Origin of the sequence: Vandammella animalimorsus, from assembly GCF_002285285.1 — a bacterium.
Lineage (GTDB): Bacteria > Pseudomonadota > Gammaproteobacteria > Burkholderiales > Burkholderiaceae_C > Lampropedia > Lampropedia animalimorsus.
In genome coordinates this window covers 166744-188327 of the sequence record NZ_NSJF01000002.1, presented here as the reverse complement: position 1 = coordinate 188327, position 21584 = coordinate 166744, and the positions used below count along the sequence as shown (strand labels likewise).

Sequence of the window (21584 nt, the reverse complement as noted above, 5' to 3'; positions counted from 1 at the left end):
GAATGGGCGGCCTGACCGATACATTGCCTGGCTTTGTACAAATGCATTCACACGGCAACAGGCAGCAAGGCGGCAAGGCAAATGAACAACGCAGAGACGGGGCAGCAGGCGCCATGGCGCGGCGGGCTGGAGATGGCGGCGGCGATGACGATCTCCGGCACCATTGGCTGGATGGTGGTGTCCTCGGGCCGGCCGGTGGCGGAGGTGGTGTTCTGGCGCTGCCTGTTTGGCGCGCTGACGCTGCTGCCGGTGTGCCTGGCGCTAGGGCAGTTGCGCCGCACAGCCTGGCCGGGGGCGCGGCAGCTGGCGCTGGCGGCCTGCGCTGGCGTGGCCATCGTGCTCAATTGGCTGCTGCTGTTTGGCGCCTATGGGCGCACGTCGATTTCGGTGGCGACGGTGGTCTACAACACGCAGCCGTTCATGCTGGTGGCCCTGGGGGCGCTGCTGCTGGGCGAGCGGCCGGGGCTGGCGCGCTGGCTGTGGCTGCTGCTGTCTTTTGGCGGGGTGGCGCTGGTGGCGCAGGCCCGGCCCGGCGGGGCGGATGGCGCTTATCTGGCCGGGGTGGCGATGGCGCTGGGCGCGGCTTTTTTCTATGCGCTGGCGGCCTTTATCGCCAAGCGCTTGCGCGGCATGCCGCCACAGTTGCTCAGCCTGATGCACACCGTGGTGGGCGTGGCGCTGCTGTGGCCCGCCATGCCGCAGGCCGGGGCCGTGGCGGCAGGCAGCTGGCCCTGGCTGGTTGCTTTGGGCGTGGTGCACACGGGGTTGATGTACATCCTGCTGTATGGGGCCATTCAACGCTTGCCCACGTATTTGACCGGGGCGCTGTCGTTCCTCTACCCGCTGGTGGCGCTGGCGGTTGATGTCTGGGCTTTTGGCCAGTGGCCCGGCCCTCTGCAGTGGCTGGGCGGGGCGCTGGTGCTGCTGGGGGCGGCGGGCATGGTGCTGGGCTGGCGCTGGCCCCAGCGACGTTGGGCTGCAAGCCAAGGCACCATGCAGAATCAGGCCTCGCCCTCTCCATCGCCATCGTCCTCGCGGTAGTGGCGCTGATCTTCGGCCTGCTCGGCCTGGGCGCGGCGGGCGCGGTCGATCCACTGGAACAGCTCGCGATAGGCCTTGCCTTTGCGCGGCGCCTTGCCCTGAGAGGTCTCGGCGGCGGTGGCCACTGGACTTTCCTTGCGGGCCTGGCGGATCAGGCTGCGCAGTTGCTGCACGTCACCAGCCGGGTATTGCTGCAGCCATTGGGTGAGGGCCTGGTCGTCGGCCAGCAGGCGCTCGCGCCATTGCTCGGCTTCGTGCAGGGCCTGCTTTTCTTCGGCGCTGCCGCTTTTCTGGATGTCCAGCGCGGCGCGGATGGCGTCGATCTCGGCGGCATCCAGCCGGCGCATGAGCTTGCCCACGTATTGCATCTGGCGGCGCCGTCCTTCGAAGTCGCTGATGCGCCGCGCCTCCTGCAGGGCTTCGCACAGCGCATCAGGCAGGCTCAGCCGGGCAAACAGCTCGCTGCGCAGCCCCAGCAGGGCTTCGCCCAAGGCCTGCAGCTCATGGCTTTCGCGCTTTTTGTCGCTTTTGCTGACTTCGCGGCCTTTGAGTTCGGCCTTGAATTGCTGGTCCTCTTCGCTGCCTGCGGCAACAAAGTGGCCGCGCACGAAATAACCGCGTGGGGATTTTCTCTGCATGGGTTGGAATGGGCGCCTGGCCCGCTCAGGGCCAGGGAAGGTCTGCACGATGACAGCGGCCATGGAAAATGGAATGGGCCGCCTCTGGGCGGCCGCAAGTATCATACCGGCCATCATGAAGCCAGTCTCCCGAAACCGCCCTCCCCGCGCGCGCGCTGCGGCCCCTCAGGCGCAGCCCGAGCAGCTCTTTTCCTACACCCGCGAGCAATTCCAGGCCTTGGCGCATCAGGCGCTGGCTGAGGCCAAGAAGCTCGGCGCCACGGCCGCAGCGGCCGAGGTTTCCGAAGGCTCCGGCCTTTCTGTCAGCGTGCGCCAGGGCGAGCTGGAGACGGTGGAGCGCAACCGCGACAAGTCGCTGGGCGTCACAGTGTTCATCGGACAGCGCCGAGGCAATGCCAGCACCTGCGATTTCTCCGCTGCGGCCGTGGCGCAGACGGTGCAGGCAGCCTACGACATTGCCCGCCACACGGCCGAGGATCCGCACGCGGGCCTGGCCGATGCGGCCGATATTGCTGCGCCAGGCACGCATTTGGAGCTGGATCTTTGTCACCCCTGGATGATCGACAGCGAGGCCGCCGCCGCACTGGCGCTGCGCTGCGAGCAGGCCGCTTTCCAGACCAGCCGCCAGATCACCAACAGCGAGGGCGCCAGCGTCTCGGCCCAGCATGGGCATTTCTATGCCGCGCACACCAATGGCTTCGAAGGCGGCTACGCCAGCTCACGCCACAGCCTGTCGGTGGCGCCGATTGCGGGCAAGGGCGCGAACATGCAGCGCGATTATTGGTACAGCTCGATGCGCAACGCGCGGCGCCTGGCCTCGCCCGAGCGCATTGGCCGCTATGCGGCCGAGCGCGCGCTCTCGCGCTTGGGCAGCCGCCGCATCGCCACGCGGCAATGCCCAGTGCTGTTCGAGGCGCCGCTGGCCGCTGGCCTGCTGGGGGCCTTCACGCAGGCCATCAGCGGCGCGGCGCTGTACCGCCAGAGCAGCTTCTTGCCCGATTCGCTGGGCCAACAGGTCTTCCCCGAGCACATCGAGATCGAGGAAAACCCCTTTCTGCTCGGCGGCAAGGGCAGTGCGCCCTTCGATGCCGAAGGCGTGCGCGTGGCGCCGCGCCACGTGGTGCGCGATGGCCGCGTGCAAGGCTATTTCCTCAGCAGCTACACGGCGCGCAAGCTGGGCATGCGCAGCACCGGCAATGCCGGCGGCTCGCACAATCTGTGCCTGAACTCAACCCAAACGCAGTCCTGCGACGACCTGCCGGCCATGCTGCAAAAGCTGGGCACTGGATTGTTCGTCATCGAGCTGATGGGCCAGGGCGTCAACGGCGTGACTGGCGATTATTCGCGCGGCGCCAGCGGCTTCTGGGTTGAGAACGGCCAGATCGCCTTTCCGGTGCAGGAGATCACCATCGCCGGCAACCTCAAGGACATGTTCATGGACATCGAGGCCGTGGGCGCCGATGCCTATACCTATGGAGCCAAGACCTGCGGCTCGGTGCTGATCAACCGCATGACAGTCGCCGGCGGCTGAGCGCCCCTGAAATGCCCCCAATGCCAGCACCGCGCCGCATCAGGCCATGCGCGGCAGGCGGCGCATCACGATCGGCACCAGCAGCAGCGTGCACAGCGCCAAGCCCCACAGCGGCCACAGGCCGGCGTGGCCGGCCCAGCGCGCATAAGGGGTGATGCTGTCGGCCTCGCCGGCCTGGCCCACGCCGCGCACCTGGCCACTGAGCACCTGCACGCTGGCGCGCTCGGCCCTGGCCTGCACCTGGCCGCGATGATCGATGATGGCCGTGGCGCCGGTATTGGTGGCGCGCACCATGGGGCGTTCGAGCTCCAGCGCGCGCATGCGGCTGATGTGCAGGTGCTGGTCGATCACCACGCCATCGCCAAACCAGCCGATGTTGCTGAAGTTGACCAGCACGGTGGGGGCCTGGGATGGGTCGGCAAAGCGCCGCGCCAGCTCCTCGCCGAACAAATCCTCATAACAGATGTTGGGCGCGAAGCGCTCGCCCTGCCAGGCAAATGACGGCTGCACCGGCAGGCCGCGGCTGAAGCTGTCCAGCGGGATGTTCATCAGGTCGTTGAACCACTGGAACATTGGCGGCACGAATTCGCCAAACGGCACCAGGTGCGACTTGCTGTAGACGTAGTCCGGCTCGCCAGGGCGAATGCCCGCCACCGAGTTGGTATAGCCCGAGGCCGCATCACCCAGCGGCAACCCTGTGAGCAAGGCCTGCTGGCCGCTGCGGTAGGGCGCGGTGACGACCTCCAGGTAGCTGCTGGGCAAATCCCGCTCCAGCACCGGGATGGCGGTCTCCGGCGCGATGACCAGCGACTCCTTGCGCTCCAGAAACTGGCGCCCGTACCAGTTGAGCGAATCCATGACGCCGGTGCTGGGGTCGAACTTCTCGGCAATCGGGATATTGCCCTGCAGCAGCGCCAGCCGCACCGGCGGGCGCTGGGCCAGCGCCGCATCGGCCTGGGCCCACTGCGCCGCCTGCCACTGGCCGCCGTAATGCAGGCCTGCGGTCAGCGCCCCCAGCCACAGCAGCGGCGAGAGCAGCCGCGGCGCGGACACCGGCAGGCGCGCCACATGGATGAAGCGCCCAAAGATATAACCAGGTACAGCCGCCAGCGACAGACCGAGCAGTGCCGCAGCCAGCGCCGCCACGGCGCCGATGCCGTACACGCCCACCCAGCGCGCCAGTGGCGCCAACGGGCCATCGACATGGGCATAGCCAATGGCCCCCCAGGGAAAGCCCGTCAGCCACTGACCACGGGCCAGCTCGGCCAGCGTCCAGCAGGCGGCAAACACCACGGCACTGCCCAGGTAGCCATGCACGCGCGCATACCAATACAGCACGGCGGCCACGCCGTAATACAGCGCCAGCGCCCCGGCCAGCGCCGCCACGCCGGCCACGGCCAGCGGCGCAGGCAGGCCGCCGAAGACGTGCATCGAGGTGTACAGCCACGCGAACGCCGCAGCCAACCAGCAAGCAGCAAACCACCAGCCGCGCCAGGCGGCCTGCCAAGGGCTGCGACTGCCATCAAGGAACAGGAAAAAGCCCCCCAGGGCCAGCAGCTGGGCCCACCAATTGGGCTGCCCCTGGGCATCGGCCAGGGCCCAGGCCTGCAAGGCGCCCAACAGGGGCAGAAAGAAAAAAGCCGCCAGGCGGTCGGGTCGGAGCAAGCGCAACATGGATGGTGCAAAAGAGGGTGGAAAGCCGCCACTGCGGCAGATTGCGCTCAATGGTAGCGGGCCTGGCAGAGTGCAATGCCATATCGTCACCGCACTGCAAACGGCGCAGGGCGGGCGATGCAGGCAATTTCGGGCACGTGCGCTGCCCATGGCCGCGCCGCAAGGCGGCGTGTCATCCCCATCAAGGCGAGCCTGGCCGCTTGCGGGCAGCTGCAGCTGCCCGCAGGGCCTCACTCTTGCGGTGGCGCCGGACGCGTGACACGGAACCAGCGGATGGCGCCGCCCTTGGCGTGCAGCACGTCGAAATGCAGGCTGGCCAGCGTCACGCTCTCGCCACGCGCCGGCACATGGCCCAGCACGTGCGCCACCAGCCCGCCGATGGTTTCGAGCTCGTCCTGCGTATCGGCCTCAGGCAGCGTGACTTCAAAGTACTCCTGCACCTTGCCGATGGGCGTGTCGCCGCGCACGCGCCAGCTGCCATTGGCCAGCGCGTAGATTTCGCCCAGATCTTCGGGCTCATCGAACTCATCCTCGATCTCGCCGACGATTTCCTCCAGCACATCCTCGATGGTGATCAGCCCGGAAGTGCGCCCGAACTCATCGACCAGGATGGCCATGTGGTTGCGATGCAGGCGGAACTCGCGCAGCAGATCGTTGAGGCGCTTGGTCTCGGGCAGCAGCAGCGGCGCGCGCAGCAGCGAGCGGATGTTCAGCTCGGGCGCGCGCTGCAGCTTGAGCAGGTTCTTGGCCAGCAGCACGCCGATGATGTTCTCGCGCGAGCCTTCATAGACTGGAAAGCGCGAGTGCGCGGTGCGAATCACCGTGGCCAGCAGCTCTTCATAGGGCGCATCCACATCCAGCATGTCCATGCGCGAGGCGGCCACCATGGCGTCGGCGGCAGTCATGGACTCCATGCGGATGACGCGCTCGAGCATGATGCGCACCTCGGGCTTGATGGTGTCTTGCTCTTCTGCAGCGGCAATGGTGTCGATCAAGGCCTGCGGCGTAGCCGGCGGCGGATAGAGCAATTGGGCGATGCGCTGGCGCAGACTGCGCTTTTCTTCTTTTTCGTTGGCGCGCGCGGGGGCGTGGTCGGACGTCACGAAAGCAATGCACCCGCAAGGGGCGATGGTTGGACACAGGGCGCAAGCATAGCCGAAGTCGCCCAAGAGCGACCAACCAAGCCGGCTGCAGCCACGCGCCCTGCGCCGCTACAGGTCAATGCAAGGGCGACCCCGGCTGCCATTGGCTGCCGGGGCCGTCGCACTGCTGCGCCATGCGCCTTCAATCCTGCTTCTGCGCTGGCGCGGCGTCTGGCTCCTGATCAGGCGCAGGCCGGGCCTCGGGCTTACGGTGCATACCCATGCCCCAGAGGTTGTCCAGAAAGGACTGGAACTGGTAGGCCTGCACCTTCATGCGGTAATCAAATTCGCCGATTTGATCCTCGAATGCCTCTGTCAGGCGCGAGTTCAGATTGGGCTTGGGCAGCTTCAAATAGGCCTCGGATTCGCTGCCCTCTCGGTGCACTGTCGCGCCTGCATTGCGCGCAATCTTCAGCATGGGCGCGTTTTCACTGAGGGCATGGATGTACATGGTCTCCACCCCCTCATTGCGCGCATGCATCATGGCGCGGTCGTAGAGTTTGGCGCCCAGGCTGCGCCCGCGGTACTTGCTCAGCACCGACACGCCAAACTCCGCCGCGCGCGGCTTGCCCGGCGTGGGCGGGTCGAACGCCAGGTGGGCCATGGCAATCAGCTCCAGCTTGCGGTTGTGGATGCCGTAAATCTCATCACGCTGGAAATCCAGCCCCTCCACATAGCGGCGCACCTGCGCATCCGAGGCTGGATAGCCAAAGCGCAAGTAGCGGTCGCGCTCGGTCAGGCTGAGCAAATGCTCCAGGATTTGCTCGCGGTGCGTCGGCCCCAGCGCACGAATCGGTATGTGCAGGGGCTGCAACGCACGCCGCTCCTTGGCATCGCCAGGAGCCGCCGAAGAGGGGGGGGACTGTTTCGTGTCGATCATGGCTGGTACACAAAGGTCGGGTGAATGGATGGGGCGGCGCAGGTGCAAGGCTATTCAAAGTCCCTGCTCGGTGGGCAAGAGCCCGTTCAAGCCGTCTTGCCCAAGCGGCTTCTGCAACACATTGCAAAGAATGGCCGGGAAAACCCTCTATGCAAAGAGCATCAAATGCAATATAGGGCGCATGGCCGATCAATGCAACGACGCGCATTTTGGTTGACAGGGCAAAACGGTTGCTTGCGCCGCTGAGCATCGGCATAGGCCAGATGCAATAGAGACGCTACGACCGAGCACAAAGGCAGGAGGGCAAGTCTGCACGAAGCCCGCAGCTGGCGATGGCGCTGCGCCCTGAGCAGCAGCAAAAATGTGTCGCGCAGCAGACTGCCCGGGCCGGGCCTCCAGACCCGCGCCGCTGCAGCGCCTATGAGTGCAGCGTCACATGCACCATGCCCGGCATGTTGTCCCGGGCCCAGGGCCAGGCCCGCAGCCATTGCAGGTACCAGGCAGGCCAGGCGCGGTAATGGCTGTAGCCGATCCAGCGCACCTGCGCCCCAGGGCCCAGCCACTGCCTGATCTGCGCTGGCAAGGCGCTGGCGCCTATGCCCCAGCGCATGGCCGGCACCCGATAATGGCTGGTTTTCCAAAGCCCGCCGGGGCTTTGCGTCAGGGCCGCCACCCAGGGCGGCACCACGTCGAACATGAGCTGCAGCGGCGCAGCGCCAGCGCCAAAGCGCGCGGCCACGGCCTGCAGCAGGCGCTGCACCTGCTGCTCGCTCAGGTACATCAGCATGCCCTGGGCGCTGATGAAAACGGGCTCCTGCGCATCCACCAGCTCCATCCATGCCGGGTTGCAGGCATCGCCGCGCCAATGCTCCAGACGCGGCGCAGCCGGCGAGCCAGGGACAATGAAATGCTCGCGCAGGGCGATGGCTTCGGGCGTGTCGATGGCCAGCCAGCGCGCCCGGCCGTTGTCCAACCGCAAGCATTGCGTCTCCAGGCCGCAGCCGAGCTCGACCACAGTGCCTGTCGGGTACTCTTGCAGCCAGTCGCCGATGACGTCGTCGAAGGCCTGTGCCCGCGCCGCGTGCGAGGAGTCGGGCGGGCCGAAGTGCCGCTCGAACGGGTAGTCGATGGCCGCATAGATGCGCTCGGCATATGGGTCGCGGAAAAACGCATCATCGCGCAGCGATTCGCTGGCACGGTTGTGCAGCGTCCACAGCATGGTTTCGGGCACGGCCTGGAGGTGAACGCGCATGGGCATCGTGGGCTACTTTCGCAAATGACAAGCCAGCCATGCTGACTTGTGCGGCAGCATACCCAGGCCCATGCCTGGCAGGCAATGCGGCCTTACCCTCAGAGTTTGGGTGGCCACAAGGCGCGCTCAGAGCTCGCTCATGCCCGAAGCGAGGGGCCGCTGCGAAGTGCGGCCCAAACTGCCCCTTTACTGGGGCCGCTGCATGCTGCAGCGGTGCGGCATCTGGGCCTGCTCGGGCGTGAGGGTTCGCACGACCTCGAAGCCATAGCCCGAGCCCTCGACGTCAAAGGGCACGGCCTCGCTGCCGGCTTTCTGCATGCGCCCAACGACCAGCGGCTGCTGGAACTGGTGATCGCCCGCGCGCATCTGGCCGACCTGGCCGGCCAGTTCCACCTGCAAGCCTTCCAGGGCCTGGGCCACGGCCGCCGGCTCGGTGCTGCCGGCCTTTTCCATCGCCGCGGCCAGCGCCTCGATCAGCAGCTGCATGCGCATGTGCACGTAGTCGTCGGCGGGCTTGGGAAAGCGCTCACGGAAGGACTGATAGAACGCGCGGCTGGCCTGGCCCGGCTTGTTGGGCAGCCAGTCGGCCACGGCAATGACCTTGCCGATGCCGGCATCACCGATGGCCGCCGGCGCGCCCAATGCATTGCCGTAGAAGGTGTAGAAACTGCCGTCAAAACCCACTTCGCCAGCGGCCTTGATGAACAGCGTCAAATCGTTGCCCCAGTTGCCGGTGATCACGGCCTGCGCGCCGCTGGCCTTGATCTTGGCGCCGTAGGGTGCGAAGTCCTTGATGCGGCCCACGGGGTGGTATTCCTCAGCCACGATCTCGATGTCCGGGCGGCGCTCGCCCAGTTGGCGGCGCGCCTCGCGCAGCACGGCGTGGCCAAAGCTGTAGTCCTGACCGAACAGATAGACCTTCTTGATCGCCGTGTCGGCCTGCAACACGTCCATCAGCGCATTCATGCGCATGTCGGCATGGGCATCGAAGCGGAAATGCCAAAAGCTGCACTTTTCATTGGTCAGCGCCGGATCGACGGCCGAGTAGTTGAGAAACAGCATGCGCTGCTGCGGAGTGCGCTGGTTGTTCTTTTCCACTGCGTTGAGGATGGCCTCGGCCGTGGCCGAGGAATTGCCCTGCAGCACGTACTGCGCACCGGCATCGCGCGCCGACTGCAGCGCCGCCAGCGCCTCATCGCTCTGCCCCTTGCTGTCAAAGCGCAACAGCTGCAGCGGGCGCTTGCCGCCTTGCTGCTCAGGCAGGGTCACGCCGCCACGGGCATTGACGCGCTCGACCGCCCAGGCCAGGTTGCGAAACACCGCCTCGCCGGTGTTGGCAAACGGGCCCGAGAGGCTTTCGACCAGGGCCAGGCGGATGGGCTCGCCCTTGGGCTCTGCGGCAGTGCCGGCCTGCGCCCAGGCAGGCCATGCCGCACAGGCTGCGAGCAGGCCGCCCAACAGCCAGCGCCGGGAGTTGGACTTCGGGGGGGAAATCTGTTGTGTCATTGCGTGTCCTTTGGCAAAGCATTCGACAAGATGGCGCATTATCCTTGGGCGTTTTTGCTCATTTGAAAGCATTCCATGTGCATTCACGCAATGAAAAAGAGGGGACTTTGCCGAATTTTTCAATGAATTAAAGAAAGATGCTGCAAGCAGCATCTTTCTACGCTGAAATTGCCACTCTGGGCCAAAATTTCCAGCCATGCCGCCACGCATTGGCAAAACTGCAGATGAACTGGGCCAATCCGCCATGCTTTGAACAGAATTTGGCGGGCTGCCCTCAAAATCGCCTCGCATAGATTGGGATGGGCTGCAAGGCGCAGTGACGCTGCGATTCATGAAGACCTTCCCAAGGGCGCGGCATAAAATCCGGTTTGCGCCGGGCACTGCCCAGGCTTTTTTGTTTTGTCTGACCACCCCCTCTATGAGCCACGCATCCTCCTCTACTGCTTCCAGCGTCGAATTGCTGGCCAAGGACCTCAATGAAAACGGCGGTGTGTTCTGCCCCAGCCCGGTGGCTGGCATGCCGCTGTGGAACCACCACCCGCGCGTCTTCCTGGACATCGCCCACACCGGCCAGGCGCGCTGCCCTTATTGCGGCACGCACTACCACCTCAAGGCAGGCGAAGTGTTCCGAGGCCATTGAGCTGCGCCCTCCCCCAGCCGCCGCGTGTGCGCCGCCCTTGCGGCGCGCCACGTTGGCATCTGGGGCTGCAGCGCCACCAGGGCTTTGCCGTGCCTGCAAGTAGTACAAGTATTTCCCCCTCCTGGCCCCAGCGCCTGAGCAGTGCGGCGGTCTTCTTGATCCCCGCACTGGCGCTGTGGCTGCCCTCGGGCTACTCCTGGGGCGCGGCGCTGCTGCTGCTGGGTGCGCTGTGCAGCCTGCAGCATTGGCCGCGCATGCCGGTCGATGCATCCACGCGCTGGCTGGCCGCAGCCATGGTGCTGATGGGGCTGGTGTGGATTTTCCTCTCCGACCCGGCCGAGGGCCTGGGCCGCTGGGATCGACCGATCAAATTCCTGCTGGCCCTGCCCTGCCTGTTCTTTGCCGCCGCCTACCCGGCCAATCCGCGCGCCTTGTTCTGGGGCGTGCTGCTGGGCTGCCTGGGCGCGGGCGGCATTGCCCTCTGGCAAGTGTTCTTACTGGATTACTGGCGCGCCACGGGCACGACCAATGCCATCCAATACGGCAATCTGGCTCTGCAGCTGGCGGTGATGCTGGCGGCGTTGAGCTGCGGCACGCTGCTCACGCGGGGCCGCTGGGCCAGGCCGCAGCAGCGCGGTCTGATGGCTTTGGCGATGCTGGCCATACTGGCCGGTTGCATGGCCTCGGTGCTGTCGCTCTCGCGCGGCGGCTGGCTGGCCTTGCTGTTGGCGCTGCCGCTGGCCCTGGCGCTGGCCAGAAACGCCCGCCCGGCGCTGGCGCTGGGCCTGGGCGGCGCCTTTCTGGCGTCAATGACCATGGTGGTCGTGGCCAAGCCGCACATGCTCAACGAGCGCTGGCAGCGCACCGTCGGCGAGGTGGCCCAGTTCGAAGCCCGCCACGGTGCCGACAGCTCCATCGGCCAGCGCCTGGAGCACTGGCGCCTGGCCTGGGACATGGGCCTGGAAAAGCCCCTGCTGGGCTGGTCAGTGCCCGGCTACATGCAGGAGAAACTGCTGCGCGTGCAGGCCGGGCAATACCGCCCTGCCATCCTGAAATACCAGCATGTGCACAACGAAGTGCTGGACGTGTTCGTCAAGACCGGGCTGACGGGCGTGGCGGTGCTGGGCTTTTTCTATCTGGCGCCGCTGTGCGTGTTCTGGCCGCGACGCAACGGCCAGGCGCACCCTGACGGCAGCAGTGGGCCACGCCTGCAGGCGCTGCAGGCCCAGCAGCGGGCCCTGGAGCTGGCCGGGCTGAGCCTGCCGGTAATGTTCGCCGGCTACGGCATCACGCAGGTGTTCTATGCCCACAACAGCGGCATCATGTTCTACCTGTTCATGACCATCGCGGTCTGGAGTTGTCTGCGCGGCGTGCGCCAGCAGATCGTCCAGCTCACCCCCAGCGGGCCGGTCGCACCGGCAGCCACGCCGTGAGCACACCGCATCGCCCCAGCCCTGGCGTGCGCCCACGCGTGCTGCACTTCGTCACCGGCGGCTTTTCCGGCGCCACGCAGGTGGCCATCGACCTGGTGCGCGCCCACCTGCACAGCGGCCAGTTCGAACCTCGGCTGGTGCTGCGCCGCAAGCGCCAGACGCCACCGGACAAGGTGGCCGCGCTGCGCGCACAGGGCCTGCCGGTGGACGTGGTCAGCGGCTGGAGCCACTGGGCCACGATCTGGCAGCTGCGGCGCATCTGCCTGCAGTGGCAACCCGACATCCTGGTGGCGCACGGCTTCAGCGAACACCTGTGGGGCCGCTACGCCGGGCTATGGGCCAAGGTGCCGCTGCTGGTGCACGTGGAGCACAACAGCCGCGAGCGCTACACCCCCTGGCGGCTGGCCCAGGCGCGCTGGCTGGCGCGGCGCACAGCCTGCATCATCGGCTGCTCCCAAGGGGTTCGCAACAGCCTGCTGGCCCTGGGCTTCGCGCCGGAGAAAACCATCGCCATCCCCAATGGCATTGCGCTGCAGCCCTATGCCCAGGCCGATGCCCTGCCGCTGGCCCAACGCAGCCCAGGGCTGGTGATGGTGGCGCGCTTTGCCCGCCAGAAAGACCACGCCACCTTGCTGCACGCCCTGGCCGCGCTGCGCCAGCGTGGCCTGCAGCCTACGCTGTGGCTGGCCGGCGGCGGCAGTCAGCGACTGCAGCGCCGCGCCCGAGCCTTGGCGCAGCAGCTGGGCCTGGGCGAGCAGGTGCAGATGCTGGGGCGCTGCGACGACGTGCCCAGCCTGCTGATGGGGCAGCGCATTTGCGTGCTCTCCAGCCACTACGAAGGCATGCCGCTGGCGCTGATCGAAGGCATGGCCGCCGGCTGCGCCGTGGTCGGCTCGCGCGTGCCAGGCATTCAGGAGGTCATCGCACATGAGCGCAACGGCCTGTTGGCCGCGCCTGGCGATCCGCTGGCGCTGGCCGATGCGCTCGAGCGCCTGTTGCGCGACCCCGCCTGGGCTGCCAGGCTGGCCGCACAAGGCCGCCACGATGCCCAGTCGCTCTACAGCCAGCAGCGCATGCAGGCCGCCTATGAGGCGCAGTTCCTGCAGCTGCTCACCCAAGGCAGGCCCGCACCATGAGAGAGCGCCCCTGGCTGAGTGTGCTGGTGCCTGTCTACAACGTGCAGGACTACCTGGGCGAGTGCATCGCATCGCTGATGCCGCAGCTTGAGGGCGTGCCCGGCGTGCAGGTGCTGCTGCTCGACGATGCCTCCAGTGACGGCTCGGCCGCGCTGGCCCAGCAGCTGCAGGCGCGTTGGCCCGGCGCGCTGCAACTGCTGCGGCACCCGCACAACCAGGGGCTGAGCGCGGCGCGCAACAGCCTGCTGGCCGCCAGCAGCGGCGCCTACATCTGGTTTCTCGACTCCGACGACTTCCTGCAGCCGGGCGCCATCGCCAGCCTGCACCAGGCCATCCAAAGCCACGCCCCGGACTTGGTGCTGTGCGACTTCAGCCTGTGGCGTGCCCAGCCGCGCCTGAAGCACCGCCTGCGCGGCGAAGCCCACCGGCGCAGCTTCCACGGCCCAGCGCGTACCCTGCTGCGCGATCGCACGGCCCTGCTGCAAGGCATGCTGCTGGGCGGGCAAATGCATGCCTGGTCCAAAATCGCCCGCCGCGAGCTGTGGCAGGGCCTGCAGTTCCCGCCCGGGGCCTATTTCGAGGACATGGCCACCATGCCCCGGCTGCTGCTGCGCGCGCGCAGCGCCATCCATGTGCCTGAGCCCTGGGTCGCCTACCGCCAGCGCGCCGGCAGCATTCTGGCGGGCATGAATGCCGCCAAGGCCGCCGACCTGTCGCGCGCGCTGCGCCCCTTCGTGCAGGACTGGCGCCACTGCACCCAGGCCGAGCCGGAGCTGGCCAGCGACGCCATGCGCTTTGCCATCGCCCATCTGGCAGCACGCAATTACCTGGGTGCGCGGCGCGCCCTGCAGCGCGCCGCGCCGCCACCTGTCCAGGCCCAGGCACTGGCCAGGCAGTTCGCGCAGGACTACCTGGCCTGCAGCCCGCTGCCGCCTGCTGCCCTGCTGCGCGGCTACCTGCGCCGCGGCTGGCTGCTGCGCTACGCACGCACGCGCCAAGCCGTGCTGACCGCCCCAGCCGCTGCACAAGACGCCGCACGAACCACCGCATGAGCGCACCCACCCCCGCCACGCCGCCCAGCGGCCCGCCAGCCAACCAGCCAGCCCTGAGTTGGCGCGTGCGCGGCGAACTGCTGCTGGCGCGCCTGCTCAAGCGCTGGTACGGCTGGCGCCGCCCGGCGCTGCCGCCCTGGCAGGCGCCGCCAGCCCAGCTCTGGCAGATTGGCGTGCCCGCACCGGCCGGGCCTGCGCCTGCGCCAATCCCACGCATTCTTTGGACCTATTGGGACAGCGCAGCCCCGCCGCCACTGATCGCCCGCTGCCTGGCCAGCTGGCGCCAGCACCACCCGCACTGGCGCATCGAAGTGCTGGACCTGGCCCGCGCCCGTGCGCTGCTGCCCCATTTGCCTGCGGTGCTGCTGGCCGATTCGCCCCAGAAACTGGCCGACTGGCTGCGCCTGGCGCTGCTGCAGCGCCATGGCGGCATCTGGCTGGATGCCAGCACCATCCTCACCGCGCCGCTGGACTGGGTGCTGCAATCCCAGCAAGCGCAAGGCAGCGAATACCTGGGCTTTTACCTGCAGCGCTTCACCACCTCGACCCAATACCCGGTGGTGGAAAACTGGTTCATGGCCGCCGCGCCAGGCAGCGCCTTCGTCACTGCCTGGCAGCGCGAGTTCGACGCTGAAGTCGTGCCGCGCGGCAATACCGGCTACCTGCAGCACCTGCAGGTCCTGGGCTTGTTGCCAGCGCTGCAACAGGCCATCGACGCGCCGGATTACTTGAGCATGCACCTGGCCGCCCAGCGCGTGCTGCAGCGCGACGATGCCCGCTACCGCCTGACGCTGTGGCCAGCAGAAGCCAGTGCCTTTGCCTATCACGTGCAAGCCGGCTGGCAGCGTGCCCGCCTGAAAAAACGCCTGTTTTTCATGCAGGCCGGCCCCGCCGTTGCGCCGCTGATCAAGCTGCGCGGGCCCGACAGGCGCAAGCTCGACCACTACCTGGCCGCCGGCCTGTACCTGCCAGGCAGCCTGGCTGGCCGCTATCTGATGGCGCCGCCTGCCAGCCCTACGCCCGACCACGACGCCCATGCCCGCTGACGCCTTGACCGCACTGCCCTCTGCCGCCCCAGCGGCCGCCGCTGCCCCTGATGCCCCTGATGCCCTTTGGGCCAGCCCGCTGCTGCTGAGCCTGATCGGCTGCGCCCTGCTGCTGGCGCTGGGCGCGGCAGCGCTGGCCCTGTGGCTGCGCCGCCATGCCCGCCTCCAACCCCTGCCAACGCCGGCCGTGCAGCGCTGGCAGGCCGGCCCTGAGACGACGGCCGATGCGACCCAGGGCCTGCCTGCGCCCATCCCGCGCGTGATCTGGACCTACTGGCACGACGCCCAGCCCCCGCTGGTGGTGCAGCGCTGCATCGACAGCTGGCGCCGCCTGAACCCGCAGCACACCGTGCACCTGCTGCATGCGGGCAATGTGCGCCAGTTCCTGCCCGATCTGCCCGAAGCGCTGGCGCAGCTGAACATCGCCAAGCAGACCGACTGGATGCGTCTGGCGCTGCTGCAGCGCCACGGCGGCATCTGGCTGGATGCCTCGATCATCCTCACGCGCCCGCTGGACGACTGGCTGCCGGCGCTGCAACAGGCGCAGCGCGCCGATTTCGTCGGCTTTTACCTGGACGGCTACACCACCGCGCCAGACTTCCCGGTGATCGAAAGCTGGTTCCTGGCCGCCCCGGCCGGCAACCCCTTCATCGCACAGTGGCTGGCGCGCTTTCATGCCGCAGTGGTCGAGCAGGGCACGGCCAGCTACCTGCAGACGCTGCGCCAGCAGGGGCGCTTTGCCCAGTACACGCAAAACATTGGCGAGCCCAGCTACCACACCATCCACGTGGTGGCGCAAGAGGTGCTGCACCAGGCCGTGGCCCTGCCCCCGGCGCAGCCCTGGCGGCTGGCGCTGCTGCGCGCCGAGGACAGCGCCTACTGGCTGCACCTGCAGGCGCGCTGGAAGCGCCGCCCGCTCTACGCCCGCCTGCTGTGGGCGCCCGGCGATGCCAGTCGCTGGCCTGCGCTGGTCAAGCTGCGCGGCGGCGAACGCAACAAGCTCGAGCCCTGGCTGCGCCGCAGGCATTGGCGCGCCGGCAGCCTGGCCGGGCGCTTTCTGGCCGATTGAAGGCCCACCGCGCCCCCGCACCGGGACGCTGGGCCTGTGCGTGGCGCCCGGCGGCCGCAGGCACAAATAAGCACTGCCGCAGCGCACGCCCTGTGCAAAGGGCTGCGCGCTGCGGCAGTGCTGGCAGGCAAGCTGTGGGCCTGGCAAGGCGGCCCACAGTGCACAGCGCAAATGGCCGATCAGGCGATCGAGGCCTGGTAGATGGATTCGATGGAGTCCTCCAGCGCCTGGTTGAACTGGTCATCGCTTTGCTGCGCCGACAGGCCTTCGGTCAGTGCGCGGCTGAAGCTGGCGATCACGCCGGGGTTGCGCGCCAGCTTGGCATTGGCCTCCTGGCGGCTGTAACCGCCCGAGAGCGCCACGACCTTGAGCACGCTGGGGTGCGCCACCAGCTCGTCGAAGAAGCCGTCCACCGTGGGCAGCGTCAGCTTGAGCATCACCGGCGTGGCGGCGGGGATCTTGTCCAGGCGCTGCAGCAGGCCTTGCTTGAGTTCGGCCTCGATGGCCTGCTTATCCGCTGCCTTGATGTCCACCTCCGGCTCGATGATGGGCACCAGGCCCGCGGCCAGCACCTGCTGCGCCAGCTCGAACTGCTGATCCAGCACCGCAGCAATGCCCGCCGGGTTGTTGGCCTTGATGACCGAGCGCTCCTTGGTGCCAAACACGCCCTTGGCCTTGGCGCGCGCCAGCAACTCGGCCAGGCCGGGGATGGGCTTCATCAGCTGCACGCCATCGGCCTCATCCTGCAGGCCCTTGTCGATCTTCAGAAAGGGCACGACGCGCTTGTCCTCCCACAGATAGCGGGCCGCATCCTTACCATTGAAATCGCGGTCGAGCGTCATCTCGAACAAGATCGCGCCCAGCACGCGCTGGCCATCGAAGGCCGGGCTGCTGACGATGCGGGTGCGCATCTGGTGGACCAGATCGAACATCTGCGCCTCGCCGCTGTAGGCCGATTCCTCGATGCCGTAGAGCTTGAGCGCCTTGGGCGTGCTGCCGCCGCTTTGATCCAGCGCGGCGATGAAGCCCTGGCCGCTGGCGATGCGCTGCTGTTGTTCGGCTGTGGACATGGGTGCGTTTCTCCTTTGGTGCGAATGAATGACGACGGGCAGGCTTGGCGGCTCAGCGCGCGCAGGCCCAGGGCGGCTCATCCAGCCATGACGCTGCGTTGGTTGTGCTCACGCCGATGTGTGCTCGCGCCTGTGGCCGGTGACTGCGAAATCCAGCGCGCATTCTACCGGCCCACCCGCGCTGGACAGCGCCTGTGCTCTGCCAAGGCGCAGGCACTGTGCATGGAGTAAAAAGCCGCCCTGTGCGGGCGGCGTCTTCAAGCGGCAGCGCTGCAGCAAAGCCTGCTTTGCCTTTGACGGTCTCAAGGGCGCTGCGGTTGCACCCACTCGGTGCCCACGGTCTCGTCCAACACGTAAACGTACGGGCTGGCAACCCCCGGGCGGCCGCCCCGGGCCGGGTAGCGATGAATACGCAGCAGGCTGCGCACGCCCGGCTCATGGGTAAAGCCTTCGATGGGCTCATGGAACAGCTCCCACGGCCCGGACGACTGGCGCAGGCCCTGAGCATCGAACTCGACGCGGCGCACCTCCAGGCACTGGCGCGTGCGGCCGGCCTCGCTGCAAGGCCGGGTGCGGGGCGCCACTTCCAGGAAAATGGTCTGCGGGGCCGCGCCATGGCGCGTGGCATGGGTGGGCGTGCCCTCGAGCAGCCACTGGCTGCCATTGGCAAACTCCAGTCGCAGCTGCGGCGCATGCGCCGGGCCGCTGATGCGCCAGCTGCGCACCTGCGGCAAGGCTGCTCCCAGCTGCTGCTCCAGCGTCATCAAGCGCTGATCGGCACAGGCCTTCTTGGTCTGCATGGGCACATCCACACGCAACTGATCCGGCCCTGCCAGGTAGGTGGCACTCAGCAGATTGCACAGGCCGCTGACGCCCAGGTACTGGCCGTCAAAGCGCAGCTGCACCGGCGCTCGCAAGGCGCGCTGCCCCCGGCCAAACCAGGCGCCGTCTCGCCCGGTGACCGTGCGCAACTGCCAGTGGTACGCCGTCAGCGCGTCCATGGCCTGCGCAGGCGCTGCAGCAGGCGCCATCGGGCTGCCGACATGGTCCGCTCTGGCCTGGGCAAACAGGTCACGCTGCGCAGGCTGACCCGGCTGGGCTGGCCCATTGTCGGGCGCGCCTGCCACCCCGGCGCCAGTGGCGCAGGCAGTCAACATGCCGCAGCACAGTGCAGCCAACATGGCATGGAATCCGTATCGCATCCAACAGCCCTTTCCTCGTTCAAGCTTGGTCGTGATGGCGGGCATGTACGCCCGCACGCCCTGCGCGCCAGGCCACCGCCCCAAAGGGTTGGCATCATAGCAAGGCCAAGGACATGGCCGTGCGCCAGGCGCTGGCTGCGCCCGCCTGCGCATACACTGCGGGCTTTGCCCATCCGCACACACCGCTGCCGCCATGTCCGACATCCTGGAAAAAATCATCGCCGTCAAGCATGAAGAGATCGCCGCCGCGCAAAAGCGCATGCCCTTGAACGCCGTGCGCGCCGATGCCGAAAGCCGTGTGCTGACGCGCGATTTCGAGGGCGCCCTGCGCACCAAGATCGCCCAGGGCCAGGCCGGCGTCATTGCCGAAATCAAGAAGGCCAGCCCCAGCAAGGGCCTGTTGCGCACCGATGCGCAGTTCATCCCTGCGGACATCGCACAAAGCTACGCCCAGGGCGATGGGCGCACCAGCGCCGCCTGCCTGTCGGTGCTGACCGATCGGCAGTTCTTCCAGGGCAGCGTGGACTATCTGAAGCAAGCCCGCGCCAGCGTCGATCTGCCGGTGCTGCGCAAGGATTTCATGGTCGCGCCCTACCACATCTACGAATCGCGGGCCATGGGCGCCGATGCCGTACTGCTCATCGCCGCCGCGCTGGACGATGGATTGATGGCCGAGCTCGAAGCCATCGCCCTGTCGCTGGACATGGCCGTGCTGGTGGAGGTGCATGACGCCCATGAGCTTGAGCGCGCACTGCGCCTGAAAACCCCGCTGCTGGGCATCAACAACCGCAACCTGCGCACTTTCGAGACCCGCCTGCAGACCACGCTGGAGCTGCAAAAGCACGTCCCGCCCGAGCGCCTGCTGGTGACCGAATCGGGCATTGCCACGGCTGCGGACGTGCAGCTGCTGCGCGAGGCCGGCGTGCACGCCTTCCTGGTGGGCGAGGCCTTCATGCGCGCGCCCGAGCCCGGCCTGGCGCTGGCGCAGTTGTTTGGCTGAGGGGGCCGCAGGCGGAGGCTGGCGTTTCAGACGCCTGCTCAGTCGGAGGCTGGCCGCTGCGAATCGTCGGACTCAGGCAGCGCGCCGTCGGCCTGCATGGCCAGGCGCTGGCGGCGGGTGAATTCCTGGTAGGTGTCGATGCCGCGCAGCTGCAGGATGTAGTTGCGCACCGCCGCCTCGACCAGCACGGCAATGTTGCGCCCGGCCATGACCTGGATGATGGCCTTGCGCACCGGCACGCCCAGAATGGATTCGGTCAGCGGCTCGTGCGGCAGGCGCTCGTAGTCGCGCTCCATGGTTTCGCGCCGCACCAGATGCACGATCAGCCGCAATCGCATGCGGCGGCGCACCGCGGTTTCGCCAAAGATGGCGCGGATGTCGAGCAGGCCAATGCCTCGCACCTCCAGCAAGTTCTGCAGCAGCTGCGGACATTTGCCCTCCAGCGCGTTCTGGTTGATCTGCACCACATCAACGATGTCATCGGCCACCAGGCCATGGCCGCGCGTGATCAGCTCCAGGCCCAGTTCGCTCTTGCCCAGACCGGATTCGCCGGTAATGAGCACGCCCACGCCCAGAATGTCCATGAACACGCCGTGCAAGGTGGTACTGGCCGCAAACAGCTTGAACAGGTAGCTGCGCAGCACGTCGATGACGTAGGCCGAGGACTCGGCCGTGGCAAACATGGGGATTTGCGCCGTCTCGCACATGTCCAGCAGCGCCTGCGGCGCCTGCTGGCCATCGGCCAGGATCAGCACTGGCGGCTCCAGCTCCGTGATGCGCGCCACGCGGCGCACGCAATCGGCCTCGGTGGCATTGGTCAGATAGCGCACCTCGGACTCGCCCAGCACCTGCGCGCGGAATGGGTGGATGTAGTTCAGATAGCCGACCAGATCGGCACTGGCGCGCGCCGAGCGCAGCGCACGCTCATCGAAACGCCGCGCATAAGCGCTGCGCCCCGCAATCCAGCGCCATTGCAAGGCCTGCGCGAATTCGTCGAACAGGGCCTGAGCGCTGACGGTGTTGGGCATGATGGCCGGCCTTATTGCACCTCGGCGGGCAACTGGCTGGGGTGCCAATTGGCCACCAGGCTGTGCAGCTGCTGCGCATCATCGGCATGGATCATGGCCTCGCGCAGATCCACATCGCTGAGCAGCTCGGCAATTTCAGAAAGGATTTCCAGGTGCTTTTCGGTGGCCGCCTCGGGCACCAGCAGGAAGATGAGCAGGCTGACGGGCTGCTCATCGGGCGCATCGAAACCGATGGGCTGCGCCAACTGGAAAATGGCCGCCATCGGCGCATTCAATCCTTTGATGCGACCATGCGGAATGGCCACGCGGTGCCCAAGGCCAGTGGAGCCCAGGCGCTCGCGCGCAAACAGGCTGTCGGTGACGACGGCGCGCGAGAGGCCATGCAGGGTTTCAAACAGCAGGCCAGCTTCTTCGAAAGCACGCTTCTTGCTCGTGACTTCGACGTGCACCAGCACGCGCTCGAGAGGCAGGATGGAGGCTAGACGGTTCATAAGTGGGGGAAGATTATGCCTATACAGTCCAGCGCCCCTTCAATCTCTCGGTATTTCCCCTAGTTGGACTTGACATTCACGATGTATTGACAGTCAGGCCCAGTGTTTGGTATGGGGCGCAAGCAACCCCGAGCAAACAACAAGCCCGCCAGGCAAAGCGCCAGGGCGGGCTTGTCATTGAGAGATTCGGCTCAAGGACGAATGCGCTTAAGCAGAAATGGTCTTCTTGTGGGCCTGATGGTCATGCTCCTTGAGCTTGTCCTTGAAGCGCACCACTTGGCGGTCGAGCTTGTCCACCATTTCATCGACGGCTGCGTACAAATCCTCATGCGCGGTCTTGATGTGGATGTCGCCGCCCTTGAGCAGCATGGTGCATTCGGCCGTCTGGCGCCCTTGCTTTTCCTTGGTGTTCTCCAGCCCCAGCACCACCCTCACATCAATCAACTGGTCGAAGCGCTTGGCCACGCGCGCGAGCTTGCTTGTGACGAATTCACGCAATGCAGGCGTGACTTCCAGATGGTGTCCGCTAATGGTCAGGTTCATAAGACTTGCTCCTTTCGTGATGATCGGCGCCAGCGCATTTTGCCCACTGAGCGTCAATGCACCGGCAGGCAAAAGCCCAAGCTGGCTTTTTGCTCAGCGCCTCGCGCGGGCTGGGCGCCCGGCCCGCACAAAAGCCTGAAGCCGCACTATGCGCCGCCGCTGCGTTTTCCGCAATAGAGGCTCACCCGCAGAGTCTGCCAAACCGCACCA

At 67.0% G+C, this 21584-nt stretch carries 20 protein-coding genes; 9 read left to right on the top strand and 11 right to left on the bottom strand.

What is annotated here, in order from left to right; translation table 11 throughout:
* Positions 1–81: 81 nt before the first annotated feature.
* Positions 82–1041: a DMT family transporter gene (locus CK620_RS04200; RefSeq protein ID WP_095549252.1), complete on the top strand. Its 960-nt coding sequence runs from the start codon at positions 82–84 to the stop codon at positions 1039–1041.
* Here CK620_RS04200 and yjgA read toward each other — a convergent pair.
* Complete coding sequence (yjgA, locus tag CK620_RS04195) at positions 1002–1679, bottom strand: ribosome biogenesis factor YjgA (RefSeq protein ID WP_095549578.1); 678 nt, start codon at positions 1677–1679, stop codon at positions 1002–1004. The genes CK620_RS04200 and yjgA overlap by 40 nt on opposite strands.
* Before the next feature lie 115 nt (positions 1680–1794).
* On the opposite strand from yjgA, the gene pmbA reads away from it, so the two are divergent.
* Complete coding sequence (gene pmbA, locus CK620_RS04190) at positions 1795–3210, top strand: metalloprotease PmbA (protein WP_095549577.1); 1416 nt, start codon at positions 1795–1797, stop codon at positions 3208–3210.
* Positions 3211–3249: 39 nt separating this feature from the next.
* Here pmbA and lnt read toward each other — a convergent pair whose 3' ends face one another.
* The 5 genes from lnt to CK620_RS04165 form a co-directional block, all read right to left on the bottom strand.
* On the bottom strand, positions 3250–4884 hold the full coding sequence (gene lnt, locus CK620_RS04185; RefSeq protein ID WP_238946010.1) for an apolipoprotein N-acyltransferase: 1635 nt from the start codon (positions 4882–4884) through the stop codon (positions 3250–3252).
* A 230-nt stretch (positions 4885–5114) separates the two neighbouring features.
* Positions 5115–5987 (bottom strand): HlyC/CorC family transporter, encoded by an 873-nt coding sequence (locus CK620_RS04180; RefSeq protein WP_095549250.1) that lies wholly within the window; start codon positions 5985–5987, stop codon positions 5115–5117.
* Positions 5988–6168: 181 nt separating this feature from the next.
* Complete coding sequence (locus CK620_RS04175; RefSeq protein ID WP_095549249.1) at positions 6169–6906, bottom strand: GNAT family N-acetyltransferase; 738 nt, start codon at positions 6904–6906, stop codon at positions 6169–6171.
* 418 nt (positions 6907–7324) lie between these two features.
* Positions 7325–8158: a class I SAM-dependent methyltransferase gene (locus tag CK620_RS04170; RefSeq protein ID WP_179290572.1), complete on the bottom strand. Its 834-nt coding sequence runs from the start codon at positions 8156–8158 to the stop codon at positions 7325–7327.
* A 186-nt stretch (positions 8159–8344) separates the two neighbouring features.
* Complete coding sequence (locus CK620_RS04165) at positions 8345–9664, bottom strand: branched-chain amino acid ABC transporter substrate-binding protein (RefSeq protein WP_095549247.1); 1320 nt, start codon at positions 9662–9664, stop codon at positions 8345–8347.
* A gap of 418 nt (positions 9665–10082) precedes the next feature.
* Here CK620_RS04165 and CK620_RS04160 point away from each other — a divergent pair, with 418 nt between their 5' ends.
* From CK620_RS04160 to CK620_RS04135, 6 genes are read left to right on the top strand one after another with little or no spacing between them, the layout of a single operon-like run.
* Positions 10083–10304, top strand: coding sequence for a zinc-finger domain-containing protein (locus tag CK620_RS04160; protein WP_095542218.1), 222 nt, complete (start codon positions 10083–10085; stop codon positions 10302–10304).
* A gap of 26 nt (positions 10305–10330) precedes the next feature.
* Complete coding sequence (locus CK620_RS04155) at positions 10331–11737, top strand: O-antigen ligase family protein (protein ID WP_238946009.1); 1407 nt, start codon at positions 10331–10333, stop codon at positions 11735–11737.
* Positions 11734–12873 (top strand): glycosyltransferase, encoded by a 1140-nt coding sequence (locus CK620_RS04150; protein WP_238946008.1) that lies wholly within the window; start codon positions 11734–11736, stop codon positions 12871–12873. Before CK620_RS04155 ends, CK620_RS04150 begins: the two co-directional genes overlap by 4 nt.
* Positions 12870–13925 (top strand): glycosyltransferase family 2 protein, encoded by a 1056-nt coding sequence (locus tag CK620_RS04145; protein WP_095549246.1) that lies wholly within the window; start codon positions 12870–12872, stop codon positions 13923–13925. Before CK620_RS04150 ends, CK620_RS04145 begins: the two co-directional genes overlap by 4 nt.
* Entirely contained in the window at positions 13922–14971 is a 1050-nt protein-coding gene (locus tag CK620_RS04140) for a glycosyltransferase family 32 protein (RefSeq protein WP_095549245.1), read from the top strand. The genes CK620_RS04145 and CK620_RS04140 overlap by 4 nt, the downstream gene beginning before the upstream one ends.
* Positions 14961–16040 carry a glycosyltransferase family 32 protein gene (locus CK620_RS04135; protein WP_095549244.1) on the top strand — a complete coding sequence of 360 codons (1080 nt, stop codon included), beginning with the start codon at positions 14961–14963 and terminating at the stop codon, positions 16038–16040. The genes CK620_RS04140 and CK620_RS04135 overlap by 11 nt, the downstream gene beginning before the upstream one ends.
* Positions 16041–16219: 179 nt before the next feature.
* Here CK620_RS04135 and CK620_RS04130 read toward each other — a convergent pair whose 3' ends face one another.
* Positions 16220–17110 (bottom strand): fructose bisphosphate aldolase, encoded by an 891-nt coding sequence (locus tag CK620_RS04130; protein WP_095549243.1) that lies wholly within the window; start codon positions 17108–17110, stop codon positions 16220–16222.
* Positions 17111–17412: 302 nt separating this feature from the next.
* On the bottom strand, positions 17413–18291 hold the full coding sequence (locus tag CK620_RS04125; RefSeq protein ID WP_179290571.1) for an META and DUF4377 domain-containing protein: 879 nt from the start codon (positions 18289–18291) through the stop codon (positions 17413–17415).
* 214 nt (positions 18292–18505) lie between these two features.
* Here CK620_RS04125 and trpC point away from each other — a divergent pair, with 214 nt between their 5' ends.
* Positions 18506–19312, top strand: coding sequence for an indole-3-glycerol phosphate synthase TrpC (gene trpC, locus CK620_RS04120; RefSeq protein WP_095549241.1), 807 nt, complete (start codon positions 18506–18508; stop codon positions 19310–19312).
* Positions 19313–19350: 38 nt separating this feature from the next.
* Here trpC and hprK read toward each other — a convergent pair whose 3' ends face one another.
* From hprK to hpf, 3 genes are all read right to left on the bottom strand, one after another.
* Entirely contained in the window at positions 19351–20343 is a 993-nt protein-coding gene (hprK, locus tag CK620_RS04115) for an HPr(Ser) kinase/phosphatase (protein WP_095549574.1), read from the bottom strand.
* An 8-nt stretch (positions 20344–20351) separates the two neighbouring features.
* Positions 20352–20831 (bottom strand): PTS sugar transporter subunit IIA, encoded by a 480-nt coding sequence (locus tag CK620_RS04110; RefSeq protein WP_095549240.1) that lies wholly within the window; start codon positions 20829–20831, stop codon positions 20352–20354.
* Positions 20832–21038: 207 nt separating this feature from the next.
* Positions 21039–21374: a ribosome hibernation-promoting factor, HPF/YfiA family gene (gene hpf, locus CK620_RS04105; protein ID WP_095539279.1), complete on the bottom strand. Its 336-nt coding sequence runs from the start codon at positions 21372–21374 to the stop codon at positions 21039–21041.
* Positions 21375–21584: the final 210 nt, after the last annotated feature.

Excerpts from the sequence above, each read along its gene's own strand:
- lnt (WP_238946010.1), bottom strand. The coding sequence starts at position 4,884 with ATGTTGCGCTTGCTCCGACCCGACCGCCTGGCGGCTTTTTTCTTTCTG.
- CK620_RS04160 (WP_095542218.1), top strand. The coding sequence starts at position 10,083 with ATGAGCCACGCATCCTCCTCTACTGCTTCCAGCGTCGAATTGCTGGCC.
- CK620_RS04175 (WP_095549249.1), bottom strand. The coding sequence starts at position 6,906 with ATGATCGACACGAAACAGTCCCCCCCCTCTTCGGCGGCTCCTGGCGAT.
- CK620_RS04165 (WP_095549247.1), bottom strand. The coding sequence starts at position 9,664 with ATGACACAACAGATTTCCCCCCCGAAGTCCAACTCCCGGCGCTGGCTG.
- yjgA (WP_095549578.1), bottom strand. The coding sequence starts at position 1,679 with ATGCAGAGAAAATCCCCACGCGGTTATTTCGTGCGCGGCCACTTTGTT.
- CK620_RS04130 (WP_095549243.1), bottom strand. The coding sequence starts at position 17,110 with ATGTCCACAGCCGAACAACAGCAGCGCATCGCCAGCGGCCAGGGCTTC.
- trpC (WP_095549241.1), top strand. The coding sequence starts at position 18,506 with ATGTCCGACATCCTGGAAAAAATCATCGCCGTCAAGCATGAAGAGATC.
- CK620_RS04145 (WP_095549246.1), top strand. The coding sequence starts at position 12,870 with ATGAGAGAGCGCCCCTGGCTGAGTGTGCTGGTGCCTGTCTACAACGTG.
- CK620_RS04200 (WP_095549252.1), top strand. The coding sequence starts at position 82 with ATGAACAACGCAGAGACGGGGCAGCAGGCGCCATGGCGCGGCGGGCTG.
- CK620_RS04125 (WP_179290571.1), bottom strand. The coding sequence starts at position 18,291 with ATGTTGGCTGCACTGTGCTGCGGCATGTTGACTGCCTGCGCCACTGGC.
- CK620_RS04140 (WP_095549245.1), top strand. The coding sequence starts at position 13,922 with ATGAGCGCACCCACCCCCGCCACGCCGCCCAGCGGCCCGCCAGCCAAC.
- pmbA (WP_095549577.1), top strand. The coding sequence starts at position 1,795 with ATGAAGCCAGTCTCCCGAAACCGCCCTCCCCGCGCGCGCGCTGCGGCC.
- CK620_RS04170 (WP_179290572.1), bottom strand. The coding sequence starts at position 8,158 with ATGCGCGTTCACCTCCAGGCCGTGCCCGAAACCATGCTGTGGACGCTG.
- CK620_RS04135 (WP_095549244.1), top strand. The coding sequence starts at position 14,961 with ATGCCCGCTGACGCCTTGACCGCACTGCCCTCTGCCGCCCCAGCGGCC.
- hpf (WP_095539279.1), bottom strand. The coding sequence starts at position 21,374 with ATGAACCTGACCATTAGCGGACACCATCTGGAAGTCACGCCTGCATTG.
- CK620_RS04110 (WP_095549240.1), bottom strand. The coding sequence starts at position 20,831 with ATGAACCGTCTAGCCTCCATCCTGCCTCTCGAGCGCGTGCTGGTGCAC.